Source organism: Sphingomonas sp., from assembly GCF_024508665.1.
In the GTDB taxonomy this organism is placed as follows: domain Bacteria; phylum Pseudomonadota; class Alphaproteobacteria; order Sphingomonadales; family Sphingomonadaceae; genus Sphingomonas.
In genome coordinates, this window is sequence record NZ_JANINP010000004.1 from 1 (window position 1) to 18,745 (window position 18,745).

The 18,745-nt window shown below is 64.2% G+C and carries 17 protein-coding genes; 9 read left to right on the forward strand and 8 right to left on the reverse strand.

Annotated features, from left to right (window positions below; all coding sequences use genetic code 11):
- Positions 1-1,282 (forward strand): SEC-C metal-binding domain-containing protein (locus Q0L25_RS07210; RefSeq protein WP_296612905.1); only part of this gene is annotated, 1,282 nt, incomplete at its 5' end.
- A gap of 96 nt (positions 1,283-1,378) precedes the next feature.
- On the opposite strand, the gene Q0L25_RS07215 is transcribed toward Q0L25_RS07210, so the two are convergent.
- Positions 1,379-1,921, reverse strand: coding sequence for a hypothetical protein (locus tag Q0L25_RS07215; RefSeq protein ID WP_296612906.1), 543 nt, complete (start codon positions 1,919-1,921; stop codon positions 1,379-1,381).
- A gap of 379 nt (positions 1,922-2,300) precedes the next feature.
- Here Q0L25_RS07215 and Q0L25_RS07220 point away from each other — a divergent pair, with 379 nt between their 5' ends.
- Positions 2,301-3,374, forward strand: coding sequence for a carbohydrate porin (locus tag Q0L25_RS07220; protein ID WP_296612908.1), 1,074 nt, complete (start codon positions 2,301-2,303; stop codon positions 3,372-3,374).
- A 45-nt stretch (positions 3,375-3,419) separates the two neighbouring features.
- On the opposite strand, the gene Q0L25_RS07225 is transcribed toward Q0L25_RS07220, so the two are convergent.
- From Q0L25_RS07225 to hpnI, 5 genes are read right to left on the reverse strand one after another with little or no spacing between them, the layout of a single operon-like run.
- Positions 3,420-4,379, reverse strand: coding sequence for a lysylphosphatidylglycerol synthase domain-containing protein (locus Q0L25_RS07225; protein ID WP_296612911.1), 960 nt, complete (start codon positions 4,377-4,379; stop codon positions 3,420-3,422).
- Positions 4,380-4,399: 20 nt separating this feature from the next.
- A complete protein-coding gene (locus Q0L25_RS07230; RefSeq protein ID WP_296612913.1) occupies positions 4,400-5,308 on the reverse strand; it encodes a ferritin-like domain-containing protein in 909 nt (302 codons plus the stop codon).
- A 10-nt stretch (positions 5,309-5,318) separates the two neighbouring features.
- Positions 5,319-6,149, reverse strand: coding sequence for a hopanoid biosynthesis-associated protein HpnK (hpnK, locus tag Q0L25_RS07235; RefSeq protein ID WP_296612915.1), 831 nt, complete (start codon positions 6,147-6,149; stop codon positions 5,319-5,321).
- Between the two features lie 5 nt (positions 6,150-6,154).
- Positions 6,155-7,600 (reverse strand): hopanoid biosynthesis associated radical SAM protein HpnJ, encoded by a 1,446-nt coding sequence (gene hpnJ, locus Q0L25_RS07240; RefSeq protein ID WP_296612916.1) that lies wholly within the window; start codon positions 7,598-7,600, stop codon positions 6,155-6,157.
- Positions 7,597-8,763 (reverse strand): bacteriohopanetetrol glucosamine biosynthesis glycosyltransferase HpnI, encoded by a 1,167-nt coding sequence (gene hpnI / locus Q0L25_RS07245; protein WP_296612918.1) that lies wholly within the window; start codon positions 8,761-8,763, stop codon positions 7,597-7,599. Before hpnI ends, hpnJ begins: the two co-directional genes overlap by 4 nt.
- A gap of 46 nt (positions 8,764-8,809) precedes the next feature.
- On the opposite strand from hpnI, the gene hpnA reads away from it, so the two are divergent.
- The 7 genes from hpnA to Q0L25_RS07280 are packed head-to-tail and all read left to right on the forward strand — an operon-like array spanning position 8,810 to position 16,448.
- On the forward strand, positions 8,810-9,820 hold the full coding sequence (hpnA, locus tag Q0L25_RS07250) for a hopanoid-associated sugar epimerase (protein ID WP_296612920.1): 1,011 nt from the start codon (positions 8,810-8,812) through the stop codon (positions 9,818-9,820).
- Positions 9,817-10,947 (forward strand): glycosyltransferase, encoded by a 1,131-nt coding sequence (locus Q0L25_RS07255; protein ID WP_296612922.1) that lies wholly within the window; start codon positions 9,817-9,819, stop codon positions 10,945-10,947. Before hpnA ends, Q0L25_RS07255 begins: the two co-directional genes overlap by 4 nt.
- Entirely contained in the window at positions 10,944-11,768 is an 825-nt protein-coding gene (hpnC, locus tag Q0L25_RS07260) for a squalene synthase HpnC (RefSeq protein ID WP_296612924.1), read from the forward strand. The genes Q0L25_RS07255 and hpnC overlap by 4 nt, the downstream gene beginning before the upstream one ends.
- Positions 11,765-12,601, forward strand: a complete 837-nt coding sequence (gene hpnD / locus Q0L25_RS07265) for a presqualene diphosphate synthase HpnD (RefSeq protein WP_296612926.1) — start codon at positions 11,765-11,767, stop codon at positions 12,599-12,601. The genes hpnC and hpnD overlap by 4 nt, the downstream gene beginning before the upstream one ends.
- The gene (gene hpnE, locus Q0L25_RS07270) at positions 12,598-13,854 is read left to right on the forward strand and encodes a hydroxysqualene dehydroxylase HpnE (RefSeq protein WP_296612928.1); all 1,257 of its coding nucleotides are present in this window, start codon (positions 12,598-12,600) and stop codon (positions 13,852-13,854) included. The genes hpnD and hpnE overlap by 4 nt, the downstream gene beginning before the upstream one ends.
- Before the next feature lie 9 nt (positions 13,855-13,863).
- Positions 13,864-15,801: a squalene--hopene cyclase gene (shc, locus tag Q0L25_RS07275; RefSeq protein ID WP_296612929.1), complete on the forward strand. Its 1,938-nt coding sequence runs from the start codon at positions 13,864-13,866 to the stop codon at positions 15,799-15,801.
- Positions 15,798-16,448, forward strand: coding sequence for a phosphorylase (locus tag Q0L25_RS07280; RefSeq protein WP_296612930.1), 651 nt, complete (start codon positions 15,798-15,800; stop codon positions 16,446-16,448). Before shc ends, Q0L25_RS07280 begins: the two co-directional genes overlap by 4 nt.
- Before the next feature lie 15 nt (positions 16,449-16,463).
- Here Q0L25_RS07280 and hpnH read toward each other — a convergent pair whose 3' ends face one another.
- Both hpnH and ispH read right to left on the reverse strand, forming a co-directional pair.
- The gene (gene hpnH, locus Q0L25_RS07285; protein ID WP_296612932.1) at positions 16,464-17,609 is read right to left on the reverse strand and encodes an adenosyl-hopene transferase HpnH; all 1,146 of its coding nucleotides are present in this window, start codon (positions 17,607-17,609) and stop codon (positions 16,464-16,466) included.
- A gap of 9 nt (positions 17,610-17,618) precedes the next feature.
- A complete protein-coding gene (gene ispH / locus Q0L25_RS07290) occupies positions 17,619-18,587 on the reverse strand; it encodes a 4-hydroxy-3-methylbut-2-enyl diphosphate reductase (protein ID WP_296612935.1) in 969 nt (322 codons plus the stop codon).
- Positions 18,588-18,745 lie beyond the last annotated feature (158 nt).

Here is an 18,745-nt window from a genome sequence, read left to right on the forward strand (position 1 = left end):
CACCATCGCCACCAACATGGCCGGCCGCGGCACCGACATCCAGCTCGGCGGCAATCTCGAATTCCGCGTCGAGGACGAATTGGCGGACATGCCCGAGGGTCCGGAGCGCGACGCCGCGATCGATCGCATTCGTCAGGAAATTGCAGCCGAGAAGCAGGAAGTGCTGGCCGCCGGGGGCCTGTTCGTGCTCGGTACCGAGCGCCACGAGAGCCGCCGCATCGATAACCAGTTGCGCGGCCGGTCGGGCCGTCAGGGCGATCCGGGGCTGTCGCGCTTCTACCTCAGCCTGGACGACGATCTGCTTCGCATCTTCGGGCCGAATACCTTGTTCGCCAAGATGATGCGATCGAGCCTGGAAGATGGCGAAGCGCTGCCGCCGTCGCGCTGGATGTCGAAGGCGATCGAGACTGCGCAGAAGAAGGTCGAGGCGCGCAACTACGACATCCGCAAGCAGGTCGTCGAATATGACGACGTGATGAACGACCAGCGCAAGGTCATTTACGAGCAGCGCAACGACATCATGGACGCCGAAACCGTCGGCGACGTGGTCGTCGACATGCGGACCGAGACGATCAACACCATCGTCAGCGACCATTGCCCGCCCAATTCCTATCCCGAGCAATGGGACGTCGAGGGGATGAAGGCGAAGGTTTCCGAAATGTTGGGGATCGAGCCGCCGATCGACGACTGGCTCAAGGAGGAGGCGGTCGACGTCGAAATGATCGAGGAGCGGCTGAACGAGGCGGCGGCGGCATTGGTCGACGCCAAGGCGGCCGACATCGACCCCGAAACCTGGACGACGATCGAAAAGTCGATCCTGATCCAGAATCTCGATCATCACTGGAAAGAACATCTCGCGACGCTCGATGCGCTGCGCCAGGTCATTCACCTTCGCGCTTATGCTCAGAAGACGCCGATCAACGAGTACAAGCAGGAAGCGTTCGCGCTGTTCGAGCGCATGCTGGGATCGATCCGTGAGGACGTGACCAAGGTGCTGGCGACGGCCGAGTTCCGCTTCCAGCCGCCGCCCGATCTTCCCGAACTGCCTGATTTCATCACGCAGCATTTCGACCCGTTCTCGGGCGATGACGACAGCGCCGATATCGATGGCGGGTCGCGAGCGTTGGGCGATCTCGGCCTACCGCCTTTATCGATCGTTCGGCCGGAACAGCCTGATCTCGGCGAGGATCCGAAGGATTGGGAAGGCAAGGTCAGCCGCAACGCTCCGTGCCCGTGCGGATCGGGGCTCAAGTACAAGCATTGCCACGGTCAGGTCGGGTGATCTTTACCCCTCTCCCGCTTGCGGGAGAGGGCATAAGCAAACAAAAAGGCCGGGGATTTCTCCCCGGCCTTTTTGTTTTAGTCCGGTCGCGCCGGCTTATTTCGGCATGACGATCGTCGGACCGATATTGGCAATCACCGACTTGGCATCGAAGGCGCGGACGTTGCCTGCGGGCTTGGGGCCCTTGCCCATCACGATCTCGGCCGTGGCCTCGTACTTTTCGACCGTATTCACGTCGATATTGCGGTCGAAGAAAGGATCGCCCCAGAACGGGTCCCAACTCCGCCAGCCGAAGCCGCGGCCATAATAGCGCCAGCGCGGACCCCAAAGCCCACCGCCGTACGGGCCGCCGAAATCGTTGACATAGGTTCGCGTCTTCTTGTCCGTGTCGCGGTCGGCCATGACGAAATAGTCATAGCCCTGCTGCTCGGTCAATTCCGCCGCGCGAAACAGCAAATAGCGCTCGACCGTGTCGCGCGAGGTCATGGTATTGCCGGAAAAGGTGACCTGGAAGCGGTTCGACTCGATCTGGCGATCGCTATAACCTTCGCGCGAGAAGCCGGCGCCGGTCGCCGGGCGGTAAGTGGTTTCGGTCATGCAGCCCGCGAGCATCAACGATGTCGCGGCGACTGCGCCCATCAGGGCTACGCGACCTAAGGAAGACGTCATTTTCAAATCTCCGTTCACCGGGAGGAAGCAACGCTCCATCCTATCCCGCCCTCTCGGAACGCAGAATGAACGGGTTTTGCTCCATTAGCCAGAGGCGTACCGATCGATTGGTCGCATCTCGTTTGGGCGGCGGGGGATCAGCAGCGCAAGCAGGTGGACCAACGCGCCGATATAATTGGGCGGCAGACGTTAGGATAAGATGTATTATAACATGCGATAATGCATTGATCTCGACACCGCATCTGGGTAGGCGCGCAGGGTCGGACGGACCGACAGAAACGATCGGTGCCATCTCGTGCAATGGTTCTTACGTCTAGCCTGCGGCGTGATCGCATGTGTCGCACCGGCGGTGGCGCGAGCCGACGACAAGCCGTCGGCCGATCTGCGCTATACGACCGACATCATGGGCGTGGCCGCCGGCGGCGAACGGCGCGGCGTGCGCTGGATGGGTCGGCTCGACCTCGATCTCGATAGCGGCACCGATCTGCTGGGTTTGGCCGGCGCGCATGCGCATGCCGACATCTTTCTTCTCCATGGCGGTGGCTTTTCGGTGCGCGACGCCGGCGATGCTCAGGTCGTCAGCAATATTGACGCGCCATACGCTGTCCGCCCGTTCGAAGCCTGGGTCGAAGCGCCGTTGAGCGGCGGCGTCCGGGTCAAAGCCGGGCTGGTCGATCTCAACAGCGAATTCGACGTCCAATCGGTCGGCTCGCTGTTCCTCAACAGCTCGTTCGGTATCGCGCCCGATTATTCGCAATCCGGGTTGAACGGTCCGTCGATCTTTCCCGTGACGTCGCCGGGCCTGGTCGTTGCGGTGGAACGGCCGCGCTGGACGCTGCGCACCGCGATATTCGACGCTGTGCCCGGCGACCCGAACCACCCGCATCGCACGCTTCCCGGTCGGTTCGGCCGTAATGGTGCGCTGCTCTCGGTCGAAGGCGAAATGAAGATCGGCGACGGTGGCGAACTGCAGCTGGGCGCCTGGTATTATACTGACCGCTTCGCGCGGCTCGATGGCAATGGCCGTGGCCGAAGCGCCGGCGCCTATGTGCAGTATGAGCAAACTTTTGCCGGGGACGAGAAGACCGGCGCGCTCCGGGGATGGATTCGCGCAGGGCAAGCCGCGGCCGAGGTCAATGACATCGGATTGTATGTCGGGGGAGGATTCTCCTGGGGTACCGACGATCGGTCGTACGGGGTTGCGGTCGCGCACGCGCGCTTGGGCGATCCGGCGCTGCGCGCGTTCGCCGCGGCGTTCACGCCAAGATACCGCGCCGAGACCGCGATCGAGGTCACCGCGACGCATCGACTGACCAAGTGGCTGCAGGTGCAGCCCGACGTACAATATGTCCGCCACCCCAGTTGGGGTGCGGCGGCCGATGCGCTGGTTTTAGGATTGCGCCTGCATTTCGCGATCAAGTGAACCGCGCGGTAGCTTCCATTGTCATCCGACAAATGGATAATCGGTTTAGCGTGCGCGGGCCGCGATGTTGCGCACCTCGACGAACTGCCAGCATAATAATGTCGGCAGGCCGATCGCCACGTCCCGCGCGCGCTTGGCGAGCGATAGCGCGAGGGCGCTTTCCGGCGGCAGGCCGAACAGGGGCGCGGCGAGTGCATAGGCTACCTCCTGCACGCCCAGCGCACCGGGAATGAAGAAGGCGACGCTGCGCAGCGTGAATATCAGGCTTTCGAGCGAGAGCACGGCCCATAAAGAGATCGGCACGCCCATCAGGCGAAGCGCCAGCCAGCCGCCCATGCCGCTCGCTACCCAGGCGGTGAGGTTGAAGCCGAACGCGGCCGCTACCCGGCTGCGCTGCGTGTAGATACGCGCAAGCTCGGCCCGCACATCGCCAAGCGCGCCTTGCGATCCGGGTATGAAGCGCTCTCCGATACGGCCAGTAAGGTCGAGCGCCGAGCGCTGCGCGACGAAAAAGAACAGGATGATCCCGATCATTACCGCAGTGCCGCCCAGAATAGCGGGCCGGAGCGACGCAGCCGCGCCATCGCCGATCAGCAACGAGGCCATCAGCGCGAGCCCGAACAGGGTATAAACCAATTGCGCCGCCATCTCGGTCGTCAGGTCGACCACCAGCGAGCCGTAGATGCGTGGGGTGGAGATACCGGTAACCGAAAGCGACCGGGCGGCGACCACCATTCCGCCGAGCTGAGAGAATGGCAGCAGGTCCGACACCGCTTCGCGCACCATTCTCGCCCAGGTGAAACGGCCGATCCGCGCATTCTGCTCGCCGGGCGCGGCGGCAAGCCATGCGGCGCCAAGCAACACGAACGTGCCGAGCGACCACGAGCAGAACAACAGGAATCCGCCCAGACCGATCCGGCGTGCCGCTACCGCGATCTCGGCAAAACCGGTGGCGCCGAAGGTCCAGATCGCGACGATCAGTCCCGCGACGGTAGCCAGCAGCAAGCCGGCGCTGGCGGAAATCTTCAGGCGGTGCCTCCCGCCGGCTTGGGCGCGCGCATGAACTTCAAAGCGAGCCGGATCATTGCCGGCACGAAGCGCGGACGGATGAGGCGCGAGTCATAGCCCACCAGCCGCCTGTCATTCTCCGATAGACAAATTCGCGCCAGCTCGGGAAAGCTCACCTCGACGCCCAGCTCCTTCGAGCCGTTGAGCGTGAAGTTGTTCTCCTGCGCCTTGCTATTGTCCCCCATGCCCTTGGCCATATCGATCCGTTCCCAGATCAGGAAGAGCCAAACGACGATGACCTTGGCTTCGAAATAGGGCCGCCGCCACCACGGCATGTTGCGGCGCCACCAGGCCACCCAATTGACGAAGAACAGGATGTGCCGCCCTTCCTCGCGCATCACCGGCTCGAACGTGTCGATCAGCTCGGGCGGGAAGAAGCCGGTATCCTTGGCCAGTTTGAACAGACCGAATCCGAAGAAGCTGTCGATACATTCGGAGTAGCCGGAGCGCATGAATGCCCATTCCGCATCCTTCGGCTTTTGATAATCCGGCTCGGGCTGCAACTCGATGCCATAGGATTGGACCATATCGGCGAGCACGACCTTGTGCCGGCGCTCCTCGAAAGCGTCCATCTCGACCGCCGATTTGAGCAGCGGATCCTTGACCGTCTCGCTGAACGTCTTGACGAACAGGCCGGTACGGCCCTCGGTCTGCACTGCCATGTCCCAGATTGGCAGCGAGACGATCCTGTTGCGCGTTTCCGGTTCGAGTTCGGGCCAGTCGATCAGCGCCGGGCGGTAGGGATCGTGCGTGTCCAGGATCATCCGGCTGAACAGCATCAGATGTTCGGGAGAGCCGAGCCGCACCGGACCGGAGGGCAACGGCGCTTCTGTATCGAACTCCCCCCAATCGGGCACGAGATTCATGGACGTTTCCTCAGACGAAATCGGTGAAGCGGCCGAGTGCGACGCTCTCGCGCGTAATCACGGCCTTCGCAAGCGGGTCGATAAGCGCGGCCAGTTCGCCGCGATAGTCGTAGCCGGGTGCCGCGCCGGGATAGGAACCGGTGGCGGGATGGGTGTAAATCTCGGTCAGTCCGTCGGGAAGCCGCTCCACGAGGCCACGCACTCGGTTCGCCGTCATTGCGCCTGACCAGGCGAGCCCGAACACCTGGTCGGGGACGACCATCCCGGCGCGGCGCATCCGTGCGCGAACGAGGCGAGCCCATGCCGTCTCGATACGCGGTCCGGTATTGGTGCCGTCGATCGCTCGCAACGGACCGCGCGGTTCGACGGGAGCGCGAGCCGACCGCATGCCGTGACGCCGCCCGGCTTTCAGGATCGTGCCAGCGATGGTCGGGTGAAGATGGAAATGCTTGTGCGCGTTGACATGGTCGAGCGGCAGGCCGGTCGCAGCGAAGGCCGCGAATTGCGCGTCGACTTCCGCCGCGAGCTGTCGCCGCGCCGCAGGTGAAGCGAAGATGGTGACGCCGGCACGCGCCATGTCGGTGCGGAACTTCCCGTCGGCATCGACCAGCGCCCGAACCCGTTCGGGCGGCAGGATCGGGCGTCCCTCGACCAGCACGACGTGCAGTCCGACGCCGAGCGCCGGCATGGCGCGGGCGCGTGCAACCGCGTCATCGATCGCGTCTCCGGTCACCATCAGCGACGCCGCCGTCAGGATGCCGTCGCGATGGGCATGTTCCACCGCCTCATTGACTTCGACCGAGGCGCCGAAGTCATCGGCCGTGACGATCAGCTGCTTCACGTCGTTTATGCGGCTTCCTTGCGGCGGCGCAGGAAGTCGAAGAATTCGACGCCTTCGCGCAGGCGGCGCTTCATCATGTCGAAATCGCGCACCATTTCCCACACGATCGAGCCGATCTTGGATGGTCGGAAATAGAAGCGTTTGTAGAATTCCTCGACCTTGTCGAAGATCACCGTCGATGGAAGATGCGGGTAGCTCAGCTGCGCGATCTGATTGCCGCCATCGGTCAGCAGATGATCGGTGCCGTCGAACCAGCCGTTCTCGGTCGCCTGCTTGAATAGGAACGTCCCCGGATAGGGCGCCGCGAGCGACACCTGGATGGTGTGGGGATTGATTTCCTTGGCGTAATTGATCGTTTCCTCGATCGTATCCTCGGTCTCCCCGGGCAGGCCCAGGATGAAAGTGCCGTGGATCACGATGCCGAGCTCGTGGCAGTCCTTGGTGAATTGCCGCGCGACATCGGTGCGCAGGCCCTTCTTGATATTGTGCAGGATCTGCTGGTTGCCGCTTTCATAGCCGACCAGCAGCAGGCGGCAGCCGCCCGCTTTCATCGCCTCCAGCGTCTTCCTCGGCACATTGGCCTTGGCGTTGCAACTCCACGAGACGCGGAACCCCGGTTTGCCGAAACCGAGCTCGCCGAGCGCCTTCGACAGCTCCTCGATCCGCGGCGCGTTGTCGGTCAACGTGTCGTCGTCGAAGAAGATCTCCTTGACCTCGGGCATCTCCTTCAGAACGTATTTCACTTCCTCGATGACGTGGCCGATCGACCGCGTGCGGTAATTGTGGCCGCCGACGGTCTGCGGCCACAGGCAGAACGTGCAGCGACTCTTGCAGCCGCGGCCGGTGTAGAACGAGACGTACGGGTGCTTGAGATAGCCGCCGAAATATTTCTCGATCTGGAGGTCGCGCTTGTAGATCGGTGAGACGAAGGGCAGCGAGTCCATGTTCTCGACGACCGCGCGGTCCTTGTTGTGAACGATCGTGCCGTCGGCGTCACGATACGAAATGCCATGGACCTCGCTGAGCGGTGTCCCCTTGGCGATATCGAGGATGGTGAAGTCGAATTCGTTGCGGCAGACGAAATCGATCGCGGTGGATGCCTCCAGCGATTTCTGGGTCTCCACCGCCACCTTGGCGCCGATCAGGCCGATCAGCGCCTTGGGATTGCGCGCGCGAATCAGCTCGGCGGTGTGGACGTCTTGGCGAAAGGACGGCGTCGAGGTGTGCAGGATGACGAGATCCTTGTCGTCGACCTCATGCTTGATGTCGTCCCAGCTGAGATCGTGCGCCGGCGCGTCGATCAGTTTCGATCCCTCAATCAGCGCCGCGGGCTGGGCGAGCCAGGTCGGATACCAGAAGGAGCGCACCTCCCGCTTCATCTGATACCGGGCGCCGGCACCTCCGTCATAACCGTCGAACGAAGGGGCCTGAAGAAACAGCGAGCGCATCATCGGAAAGGTAACTCCGGTTCGGCCGAGATCCGGCCACGTTGTGCCATTCTAAGTGTTGCACCGCGCCAATCAACCGATCGCACCGCCAGGCTGGCAATAAACACCGAAAAAGCGAGGCAATCGCTCAACGGCAGAATCCATAACGGCGCGGTTCGTGCGCCGCCGCGCCGATCCGCTACGATGGCGACCGAAAGGCGGGCAAGCAGGGCGAGTCCGGCGATCGCGAGGCCCGGCAGCGGGTGAAGGGGGATCGCGAGGAGCGCAAGCGGCAGCGGCATGGCGATCACGCTCGTCAGATAAGCGGCTGGCGCAACATTTCGGACCGTCGCGCCCCAGCGTAGTTCGTGCCGCCAAAACTCCCCGAAACTAGCTTCCGTCGAGGCATGAGTGACCAGCATTGGAGGCATTCTGACCTCGAGTCCCAATGCCGCAACTGCCTCGCCGATCGCGTAGTCATCCGCCAGCACGTCGGCAAAGGCGGCGAAGCCGCCGATCGCGGCCAAGGTCTCGAGCCGCATCGCGATGGTCGATCCCATACAGGGCCGCGCCAGACCGTACATCGCTCCGAACACCACGCCTGACAGGAACTGCCAGCTAAGCCCGGCGGCGACCATCTTCGACCAGAAACCGGCATCCCCGCGGCCGTTATACGCGACCGTCACCACTCCCGTCTTTGGCGTGTCGAGCGCCGCGAGTAGGCGCGTCAGGTAGTCGGCCTTTACCGCCATGTCGCTGTCGCTCAGCACGACGATCTCGTGCGCGATATACGGCTCGAGATTGATCAGATTGGCGATCTTGCCATTGGCACCATGCGGCGTCGGATCGACGATCAAGTCGATTCGCGCCTGAGGAAAACGCGCGCGAAGCGTTTCAACCACGGCAATCGCGGGATCGTCGGGACGCTGGACGCCGCACAGGACCTGGACGGGCCCATCGTGATCCTGCGCCAGGAACGTTGCCAGATTGTCGGCCAAACGCGGTTCGGCACCATATAGGGGCTTCAGGATCGTCACGGCATCGTTGCGGCGCCCAGCGGCGGCACGAGGCGACAGGAAGGATTGCAACGTGATCGCAGCCGCGATCATATAGGCCGAGCCAATCAGGCTCAGTCCCAGCATTCCCCATGCCAGGCCGGCAACGATCGCCATCGGAATGCCTCCCATGACTGCTCCTCTATCCTGCGCCGCGGGTCATGTGTAGAGCGCGCGCGTGGGTCCTTCCGAAGCGTCATCTCCGCTCGTCCTCGTCACCGGCGTTTCCGGTTTTGTCGGCTCGGCCGTGGCGCGAGCGCTGGCGGCGCGCGGTGCGTGGGTGCGTGGCCTCGTCCGGGAGTCGAGCCCGCGAACCAATCTAGGCGACTTTCCGGGCGAACTCGTCGAAGGCGATCTGCGCGATGCGGAAGCGGTCACACGGGCGATGGCCGGGGTGCGCCATCTCTTCCATGTCGCGGCGGATTACCGCCTCTGGGCACCCGATCCGGAAGAAATCGTCCGCAACAACGCAGCGACAACACGGATAGTGATGGAAGTGGCGCTCGCCGCCCGCGTCGAGCGCATTGTCTATACGTCGAGCGTCGCCACGTTGAAGCCGCGCGAGGGCGAGCCCGCTGACGAAAGCCGCGCGGCAACCCCCGACCAAGTGGTTGGCGCCTATAAACGGAGCAAGGTCGTCGCTGAGCGGCTGGTCGAGGACATGGTCACCGGACGCGGCCTGCCCGCAGTAATCGTCCAGCCCTCCACGCCGATCGGGCCGCGCGACGTGAGGCCCACGCCGACCGGGCGAATCATCGTCGAGGCGGCGAACGGCAGGATGCCGGCTTTTGTCGATTCGGGGCTCAATCTCGTCCATGTCGACGATGTCGCCAACGGCCATTTGCTCGCGTTCGACAAGGGGCGGGTCGGCGCGCGCTATATCCTGGGCGGCCAGGACGTGATGCTGGGCGACATGCTCGCCGACATCGCCGCGATCGTCGGTCGTAGGCCCCCCACGATCCGCATCCCGCGAACGCCGCTGTTCCCGTTTGCCTGGGCGAACGAGCAGGTTGCGCGGATCACCGGCGGAGATCCGTTTCTCAACATGGATTCGCTGCGGATGGCGAAGCACCGCATGTTCTTCACCTCGGCCAAAGCGGAAACCGAGCTCGGCTATCGCGCGCGGCCGCATCGCGAGGCGCTGGCCGATGCGATCGCCTGGTTCCGCGGCGCGGGAATGGTGCGGTGATCTGGACGGTCGTCGCCGGACTGTCGCTGGCGATCTGGCTGGTGCTGATCTTTGCCCGGCACGGTTTCTGGTTGACGCGCGAACGCGATACGCGCGATATTCCGGTCGACCCCACGCAATGGCCGGACGTGGTGGCCGTTGTGCCGGCCCGCGATGAGGCCGATGTGATCGCGCGTTCGATCGGTAGCCTTGCCGCACAGGATTATCCCGGACGTTTCCGCATCATCCTGATGGACGATTCGTCGAGCGATGGCACCGCCGACATCGCGCGCGGGCTGGGAAGCGATCGAGTCGCGGTGGTGCGCGGCCTGCCGCTCGCGCCTGGCTGGACCGGAAAATTATGGGCGGTCTCGCAAGGTATCGAGCGAGCCGGGAGCGCACCGACCTGGCTGTGGCTCACCGATGCCGATATCGAGCATGCGCCGGACACGTTGCGCACGCTGGTCGCGCGGGGGGAGGCGAGCGGACTCGTTTTGGTCAGCCTGATGGCCAAGCTCCGTGCCGACAGTTTCGCCGAGCGGATGCTGATCCCTGCCTTCGTCTTCTTCTTCCAGATGCTCTATCCGTTCGGCCTGGTGAATCGCCCCACAGGCCAGGGCGGCGCGGCCGGTGGTTGCATGCTGGTACGGAGCAAAGCGCTCGAAGCAGCCGGCGGCATCGCCGCGATTCGCGATGCGCTGATCGACGATTGCACGCTGGGTGCCTTGCTCAAGCAGCAGGGATGCATCTGGCTCGGCCTCACCGACCGGTCGCGAAGCATCCGGCCGTATGACGGTTTCGGCGCGGTGGCAGCGATGATCTCGCGCTCGGCTTATGCCCAATTGCGGTATTCGCCCTTGCTACTCGCCGGCACCCTGTTGGGCTTGGCGCTGGTCTATGCAGCGCCGCCGTTGCTCGCCCTTTGCGGCCACGGCCCCGCACGGTTCGCGGGGATTGCCGCCTGGGGTTTGATGGCGATCGCGTTCCAGCCGATGCTGGCTTTTTATCGACGCTCGCCGCTCTGGGGCATTGTGCTGCCGTTGATCGCGGCTTTCTACGCCGGATGCACCTTGCTATCGGCCTGGCAGCACATGCGCGGTCGTGGCGGCATGTGGAAAGGTCGGGCGCAGGCGGCGGCGGGGCGATGACAGAAGTAACCGACCTTGCTTCGGGCAAGGGGCATACCGATGAGAATTTCCCGGTGGCGAGCTTCCTGCTTCGCCCCGAGCATCGCGCGCCCGTCATGGCCTATTATCGCTTCGCTCGTGCCGCGGACGACATTTCCGACAATGCGCAGGCCTCGCCCGAGACCAAGCTCGAACTGCTCGCGCAGATGCGCGCCGGCCTCGACGGAAAGGGTGCTCCCGAAGCGATGGCGCTGGCCGAGGTAATGAAGGCGCGGCAGATCGACCCGATTCACGCCCATGATTTGCTCGACGCTTTCGTCCGCGACGTAACGGTCACTCGGTACTCCGATTGGGATGCATTGATCGGCTATTGCCGCCTCTCGGCGATGCCGGTCGGGCGCTATGTCCTCGACGTACACGGCGAAAGCCGCGAGACTTGGCCCGCCAACGACGCTTTGTGCGCGGCCCTGCAGATCATCAACCATCTCCAGGACTGCGCCGAGGATTATCGAGAGCTCGACCGCGTTTATATCCCGCTCGATACAGGCCTGCGCATCGAGGATCTTGGCGAAGCGCGCGCCACGTCGGCACTGCGGGCGATCCTGACCGATCTGGTCGGACGGACGCGGCAGTTGCTCGACTCGTCCGCCGCTTTCGCTGAGCAGATCCGCGATCGGCGGCTGGCGGCGGAAGTAGCGGCGATCCACCGGTTGGCGCTGGGCCTGTGCGACCGGTTGGAAGCGCGCGACCCGCTCAGCGAGCGCGTCCATCACGGCAAGGTCGAAGCGGGCTGGATCGCGCTTGGGGCGGCGCTTCCCGTCCTCTTTCGGCGCGCCGCATGAGCGATGCCTCAACGACCGCGCCGGCGACCCAGGCTGCGGGCAGCTCCTTCTATGCCGGTATGCGCATGCTGCCCAGGGCCGAGCGCGAGGCGATGTATGCGATCTACGGCTTTTGCCGAGCGGTTGATGACATCGCCGACGATCAGCATGGGGAGAGGGAAGGACGCGCGCTAGCGCTCGACCGCTGGCGCCGCGATCTCGATTCTCTCTATGCTGGCGGCGATCCGGGACAGGCCGCACTTGTAGCCGAAGCCGTGCGCCGGTTCGACCTCGACCGCGCCGATTTCGAAGCCGTGATCGACGGCATGGCAATGGACGTGGCTTGCGACATACGTTGGCCGGCGATGGCGGAACTCGATCTCTATTGCGACCGGGTAGCGTCGGCAGTCGGGCGTTTGTCGGTACGCGTGTTCGGCATGCCTCGCCAGCCCGGCATCGAGCTTGCGCACCATCTGGGCCGCGCGCTTCAGCTCACAAATATCCTGCGCGATATCGATGAGGATGCCGAGATCGGCCGCGTCTATCTGCCGTCTGAGGCCTTGGCCGCGGCCGGAATCACGCCGACCACGCCGGCCGAGGTGGTTGCCGATCCGCGCATCGACCAAGCGGTGCGTCCGCTGGTGGCGCGTGCGCACGACCATTATCGGGCTGCTGATGCAATTCTCGCTGCCAGGCCGAACGGCCATCTGATCGCGCCACGATTGATGGAAGCGGTCTATTCGAAGCTGCTCAAGCGGATGGAGGTCGTCGGCTGGGCGCCGCCGCGCCGACGTGTCAGGGTGAGCAAGCCGGCATTGCTGTGGACCGTTGCACGTCTGCTGGTGACGCAGTGACCTTCGCGCGAGCGACGATTGCGGGTGCCGGTCTCGCCGGGCTGTCGGCGGCGGTGCGGCTGGTCGAAGCTGGCTTGACCGTCCGTGTCGCCGATTCCGCCGCCCAGGCAGGCGGACGATGTCGCTCCTATCACGACCCACAGCTCGGCCTGACGATCGACAACGGCAACCATCTGGTGCTGTCGGGAAACACGTCGGTCGCGGCGTTCCGCGCGACGATTGGGGCAAGTACGCCGCTTGCCGGGCCGGATCATGCCGACTTCGCGTTCGCCGATCTCGCCAGCGGCGAACGTTGGGCGATCCGAATGAACGACGGCATGCTGCCCTGGTGGGTGCTATCGAAGCACCGGCGCGTACCGGGAACGGGTGCGCTGGACTATCTCAGGCTCGCCGGGTTGCTGACCGGCGCCGCGGCGGACGCAGTTGGCGACCGGATCGATGCGGCGGGGCCGGTTTGGAGCAAGCTGATGGCACCGGTGCTGCTCGCCGTGCTCAACACGCCGCCAGAAACCGGATCCGCCCTGCTGACTGCTGCGGTGCTTCGCGAATCACTACTGCGCGGCGGCAAGGCGACATTGCCGCGCATTGCCGAGCCGAGCCTTGGCGCGGCGTTCATCGACCCCGCTTTGGCCTGGCTTGCGGCTCGCGGCACGCCATTCACGCCGGGCAGGCGCCTGCGCGCGATTGAAACGATCGGCGATCGAGCGACCGCGCTCGACTGGGGCGCTGGTTCGGAACCCCTGGCTGATGACGAAGCAGTGATCCTCGCCGTTCCGCCCTGGGTAGCGACCACGCTGCTGCCCGAAATCTCGGCGCCTGATAGTTTTCATTCGATCGTCAACGGCCACTTCGCGATCGCGCCGCCGGAAAGCGCGGCGCCAATGCTCGGACTGCTCAATGGTACCGCGGAATGGCTGTTTGCTTTTCCCGACCGGATCTCGGTGACCGTCAGTGCCGCCGATGCGCTCGTCGATCTCGACCGCGAGAAACTGGCGCGCCGTTTCTGGGCGGACATCCAGAGCGCCTATCACTTCGCCGCGCCCATGCCGGCGTGGCAGATCGTCAAGGAAAAGCGTGCCACTTTCGCCGCGACGCCGGAGCAGGACGCAAAGCGCCCTCCGGCCGCGACGCGCTGGCGCAACATATTCCTGGCGGGTGATTGGACGCGTACCGGTCTGCCGGCGACGATCGAAGGCGCACTTCGGTCGGGCGAGACCGCCGCGCGCTTGGCGATTGGCGGCGGGACGCGCTAACGGATCGAGATGGCCACCAAGCTTCAGTCAACCGATCCACTTGCCGAGATCGATCGGGCGGTCGATCGCGCCGCCGCCGCCTTGACCGCCGCGCAGCGTCCCGATGGCCATTGGGTGTTTGAGCTGGAAGCGGACTGCACCATCCCGGCCGAATATGTGCTGCTACGCCATTACCTCGGCGAACCGGTCGACGAAGTGTTGGAAGCGAAGATCGGCCGCTATCTCCGCCGCATCCAGTCGTCGGTGCATGATGGTTGGGGACTGTTCCATGCCGGTGGCTTCGATGTCAGCGCCAGCGTGAAGGCCTATTATGCGCTCAAGATGATCGGCGACGATCCTCAGGCACCGCATATGGTGCGCGCGCGGACTGCGATCCTGGCGGCGGGCGGCGCGGCGGCAGTGAACGTTTTCACCCGCATCCAGCTTGCCTTGTTCGAGGCCGGACCCTGGTCGACCGTGCCGACCATGCCGCCCGAGCTGATCCTCCTGCCGCGCTGGTTCCCGATCCATCTCTCCAAGATGAGCTATTGGGCGCGCACCGTGGTGGTGCCGCTGCTAGTGCTGGGCGCGCTCAAGCCCGTCGCGCGCAACGCTAAGGGGATCAAGGTCGACGAGCTCTACACGGGTGAGGCGGTACGCGCCGGAACCAAGGCGGCCGATCCGAAATGGCTATGGACCAAGGGTTTCAACGCGCTCGACCGGTTGCTCAAGGCCGGTGACGGTCTGTGGCCGACCAAGCTGCGGCAACGCGCGATCCGGGCCTGCGAGGCCTGGGTGGTCGAGCGGCTTAATGGCGAGGACGGGCTCGGCGCGATCTATCCGGCGATAGCGAACAGCGTGATGATGTTCGACCTGCTAGGCTATACGGAAGACCATCCGGTCCGCGCGATCGCCCGGAAATCGGTCGAGAACCTTCTCGTGATCAAGGAGGATGAGGCCTATTGCCAGCCCTGCGTGTCGCCGGTGTGGGACACGGCGCTCGCGGCGCATGCGATGCTGGAGGCGGGGGGTGAGGCCAATATCGCCAGTGCCGATGCCGCGCTCGATTGGCTCAAGCCGCGCCAGGTGCTGGAGGTCATGGGCGATTGGGCGGAGGAACGGCCCGGCGTGCGCGCTGGCGGCTGGGCCTTCCAGTATAATAACGCGCATTATCCCGACCTCGACGATACTGCGGTGGTAGTGATGGCGATGGATCGCGCCGGGACGGCCGACCGCATGCCGATCGACCGCGGGGTCGAATGGACAGTCGGCTTGCAGTCGAAGAATGGCGGCTGGGGGGCGTTCGACGCCGACAATGCGTACGACTATCTCAATAACCTGCCATTTGCCGACCATGGCGCGCTGCTCGATCCGCCGACCGCCGACGTCTCGGCGCGCTGCGTTTCGATGCTCGCCCAGCTCGGCGAGGCGAGCGACAGCCCGCGCATGACGGCGGCGATCGACTACCTTCGGCGGGAACAGGAACCCGATGGCAGCTGGTTCGGGCGCTGGGGCGTGAATTACATCTACGGCACCTGGTCGGTGCTGTGCGCGCTCAACGCTGCGGGGCTAGGGACCGACGATCCGATGGTGGCGCGCGCCGCCGGCTGGCTGACCGCGATTCAGAATGTCGACGGCGGCTGGGGCGAGGATTGCAACAGCTACGATCTCGATCGTACCGGCCACGTTCCGGCCCCGTCGACCGCATCGCAGACCGCCTGGGCGCTGCTGGGATTGATGGCTGCGGGCGAGGTGGACAGCGATGCGGTCGCGCGTGGTATCGACTGGCTGGCTACCAATCAGGATGCCGACGGATTGTGGGGGCAGGAATATTATACCGGCGGCGGCTTCCCGCGGGTCTTCTATCTTCGCTATCACGGTTACCCGAAATATTTCCCGCTTTGGGCGATGGCGCGCTACCGCAATCTCAAGCGCTCGAACACCAAGCGCGTCACGGTCGGCATGTGACCTTGCTCATTGCCTGCGGGCTTAAGCGCGAGGCGCGGATTTTCGATCGCGCGGATCGCGACGTCTCCGTCGTCATCGGCGGCGGCATCGCTGAGACGCTCGATCACGATCTCGACGCCAAAGCCGAACTCCTCCCCGGTATCATTCTGTCGTGCGGAATCGCCGGCGCGCTCGCACCTGCACTGAAACCCGGTGATGTGGTGATCGACGGCAATGTGATCGTGGTTGAACGGCTGGGGCAGGCGCTTCCGCACGCTCATCGCGGCGGGATTGTGGGGAACGACGCAATCACGGCGACGGCAGAAGAAAAACGCACCCTGCATGAGCGCACCGGCGCGATCGCGGTCGACATGGAGAGCCATGTCGCCGCGCGGGTAGCGGTGCGCAAGGGGCTGCCGTTCGCCGCGCTGCGGGTGATCTCGGATCGCGCAGACGACGATCTGCCGCCCGCAGCTCTGGTTGGGATGCGTCCGGACGGCGGGATGGCGCTGGGCGCTGTCCTCGCCTCGCTCGCGCGAAATCCGCGGCAATTGTCCGCACTTATCCGCACCGGCCGCCAGGCCGACCAAGCGTTTCGCAGTCTGGCACAGGCATTCGACGCGATTATCGGCGCCGGGATAGACCGGTTCGGGTTGCCGCCCAGGTAAGGCAGGCGAGCGGGATCACGCCGCGCGCTGAACCCGTTTGAAGCCTTCGGGATCGGCCGCCTTGATCTTCGCCAGCTCGAGCTCGACGTGCGAGGAATAAACATCCTCGGCAGGCCGTGCGGCCGACAGGTCGACATCGGGCGCCATTGGACCATCGGTCTTCACGCCGTTGCGGCCGACCTTGAACATCTTGAGCGGGTGACGGATCGCGTCGGTCGCGGCAGTGCCTTCGAACCCGCAATGCGTCATGCAGTTCGAGCATTTCTCGTACTTGCCGACGCCGTATTTCTCCCAGTCGGTGCCTTCCATCAGCTCCTTGAAGGTCGCGACATAGCCTTCGCCGAGCAAATAACAGGGCTTCTGCCAGCCGAAGATCGTGCGCAGCGGCATCGACCAGGGCGTGCATTCGTACGTCTGGTTGCCGGCGAGGAAATCGAGGAACAACGGCGAGTTGGTGAAGGTCCAGTCCTTGCCGCCATTACCGCGGGCGAACACGTCGCGGAAGAACTTCTTGGTGCGCTCGCGATTGAGGAAATGCTCCTGGTCGGCGGCGCGCTCATAAGCATAACCGGGCGAGATCGTGATCTCGACGCCGAGCGATTCCATCTCGTCGAAGAACGACGCCAGCCGCCCCGCATCGGCGCCGTCGAACACGGTGCAATTGACCTGCACGCGGAAGCCCTTGCTCTTGGCGAGCTTGATCGCCTCGATCGCGACTTCGTATGTGCCGTCGAGATCGACGGCATGGTCGTGCATCTGCTTGTCGCCATCGAGATGGATCGACCAGGTGAAGAAGGGCGACGGCTCATATTCGTCGATCTTCTTCTTGAGCAGCAGGGCGTTGGTGCACAGGATCACCAGCTTCTTCTTGGCGATATAGCCCTTGACGATCCGCGCCATGTCCTTGTGCAGCAAGGGTTCGCCACCGGCGATCGAGACGGCAGGCGCACCGCATTCGTCGATCGCTTCCATGCACTCCTCGTAGGACATGCGCTGGTTGAGGATCGGATCGGGATAATCGATCTTGCCGCAGCCGGGGCAAGCCAGGTTGCAGCGGAACAGCGGCTCTAGCATCAGGACAAGCGGGTATTTCCCGCCCTTGATATGCTGTGTCAGCGTATAGGCGCCGATCCGCGCGATCTGGGAAAGCGGTAAAGTCATCGCGTAATCCTATTCGGCCGCTGCACGAGTGATGTTGCGCAACTGGGTAGGGAGGGTGAATTCCACGTCTTCGGTGACGCCGTCCAGCGGTTTCACCTGCACCGGACGTACCAAAGCAATGGCGGCGATGACACTCTCAATCAACTCGTCAGGGGCCGACGCGCCCGCGGTGATTCCAACCGTCTCCACGCCATCGAGCCAGGCGGCGTCGACGCCGTCGCCATCGTCCACCAGATAGCTCGGCACGCCCATTTCGTCGCCGATTTCGCGCAGTCGGCTCGAATTCGAGCTGTTTCGTGCGCCGACGACGATCAGCAGATCGCTTTGCCTGGCGAGGTCGCGGACCGCGGTCTGACGGTTCTGTGTGGCGTAGCAGATATCGGCGACGTCCGGACCCTGGACGTCGTCGAAGCGCTGGTTAAGCGCCGCGATCACGCCACGCGTATCGTCGACGCTGAGGGTGGTCTGCGTGATATAGGCAATCGGCGTATCGTCCGCGAGCGGTAGGGCGGCCACGTCGTCAATCGTCGAAACCAGGTGAATCGGGGCATCGATCTGGCCCATCGTACCGATCACCTCGGCATGGCCGGCATGGCCGATCAGCACGAGCGTCCGCCCCGCTTTGGCATAGCGGCGACCTTGGACATGGACCTTCGTGACCAGCGGACAAGTCGCGTCGAGCACCGGCAGGCCTCTGGCGACTGCCGCTTCCTGAACCGATCGCGGCACGCCGTGCGCACTGAAGATCGTCGGGGCATCCGGGGGAATTTCGTCCAGCTCGTCGACGAAGATCGCGCCTTTGCCGCGCAGGCGATCGACGACGTGGCGATTGTGAACGATCTCATGCCGGACATAGACCGGGGCGCCGTACAGATCGAGTGCGCGCTCGACGATCTCGATCGCGCGGACCACACCCGCGCAGAAACCGCGTGGATTTGCCAACAGGACGTTGATCGAAGGCGAGGAAGGATCGGTCATTTTGCCCTGCATGCAATTCCGTCTTTCGAAATGCCGCGACCTGTTCACGCCAGGTCTTGGGGGAACAGATAGTCGTTCGCCTCCGGTTGCAAAAGACGCAATATTGCAACGCGGCAAAGACTTTGCGTCCGACAAGGGTGGACGCCTTCGCTCTGGAC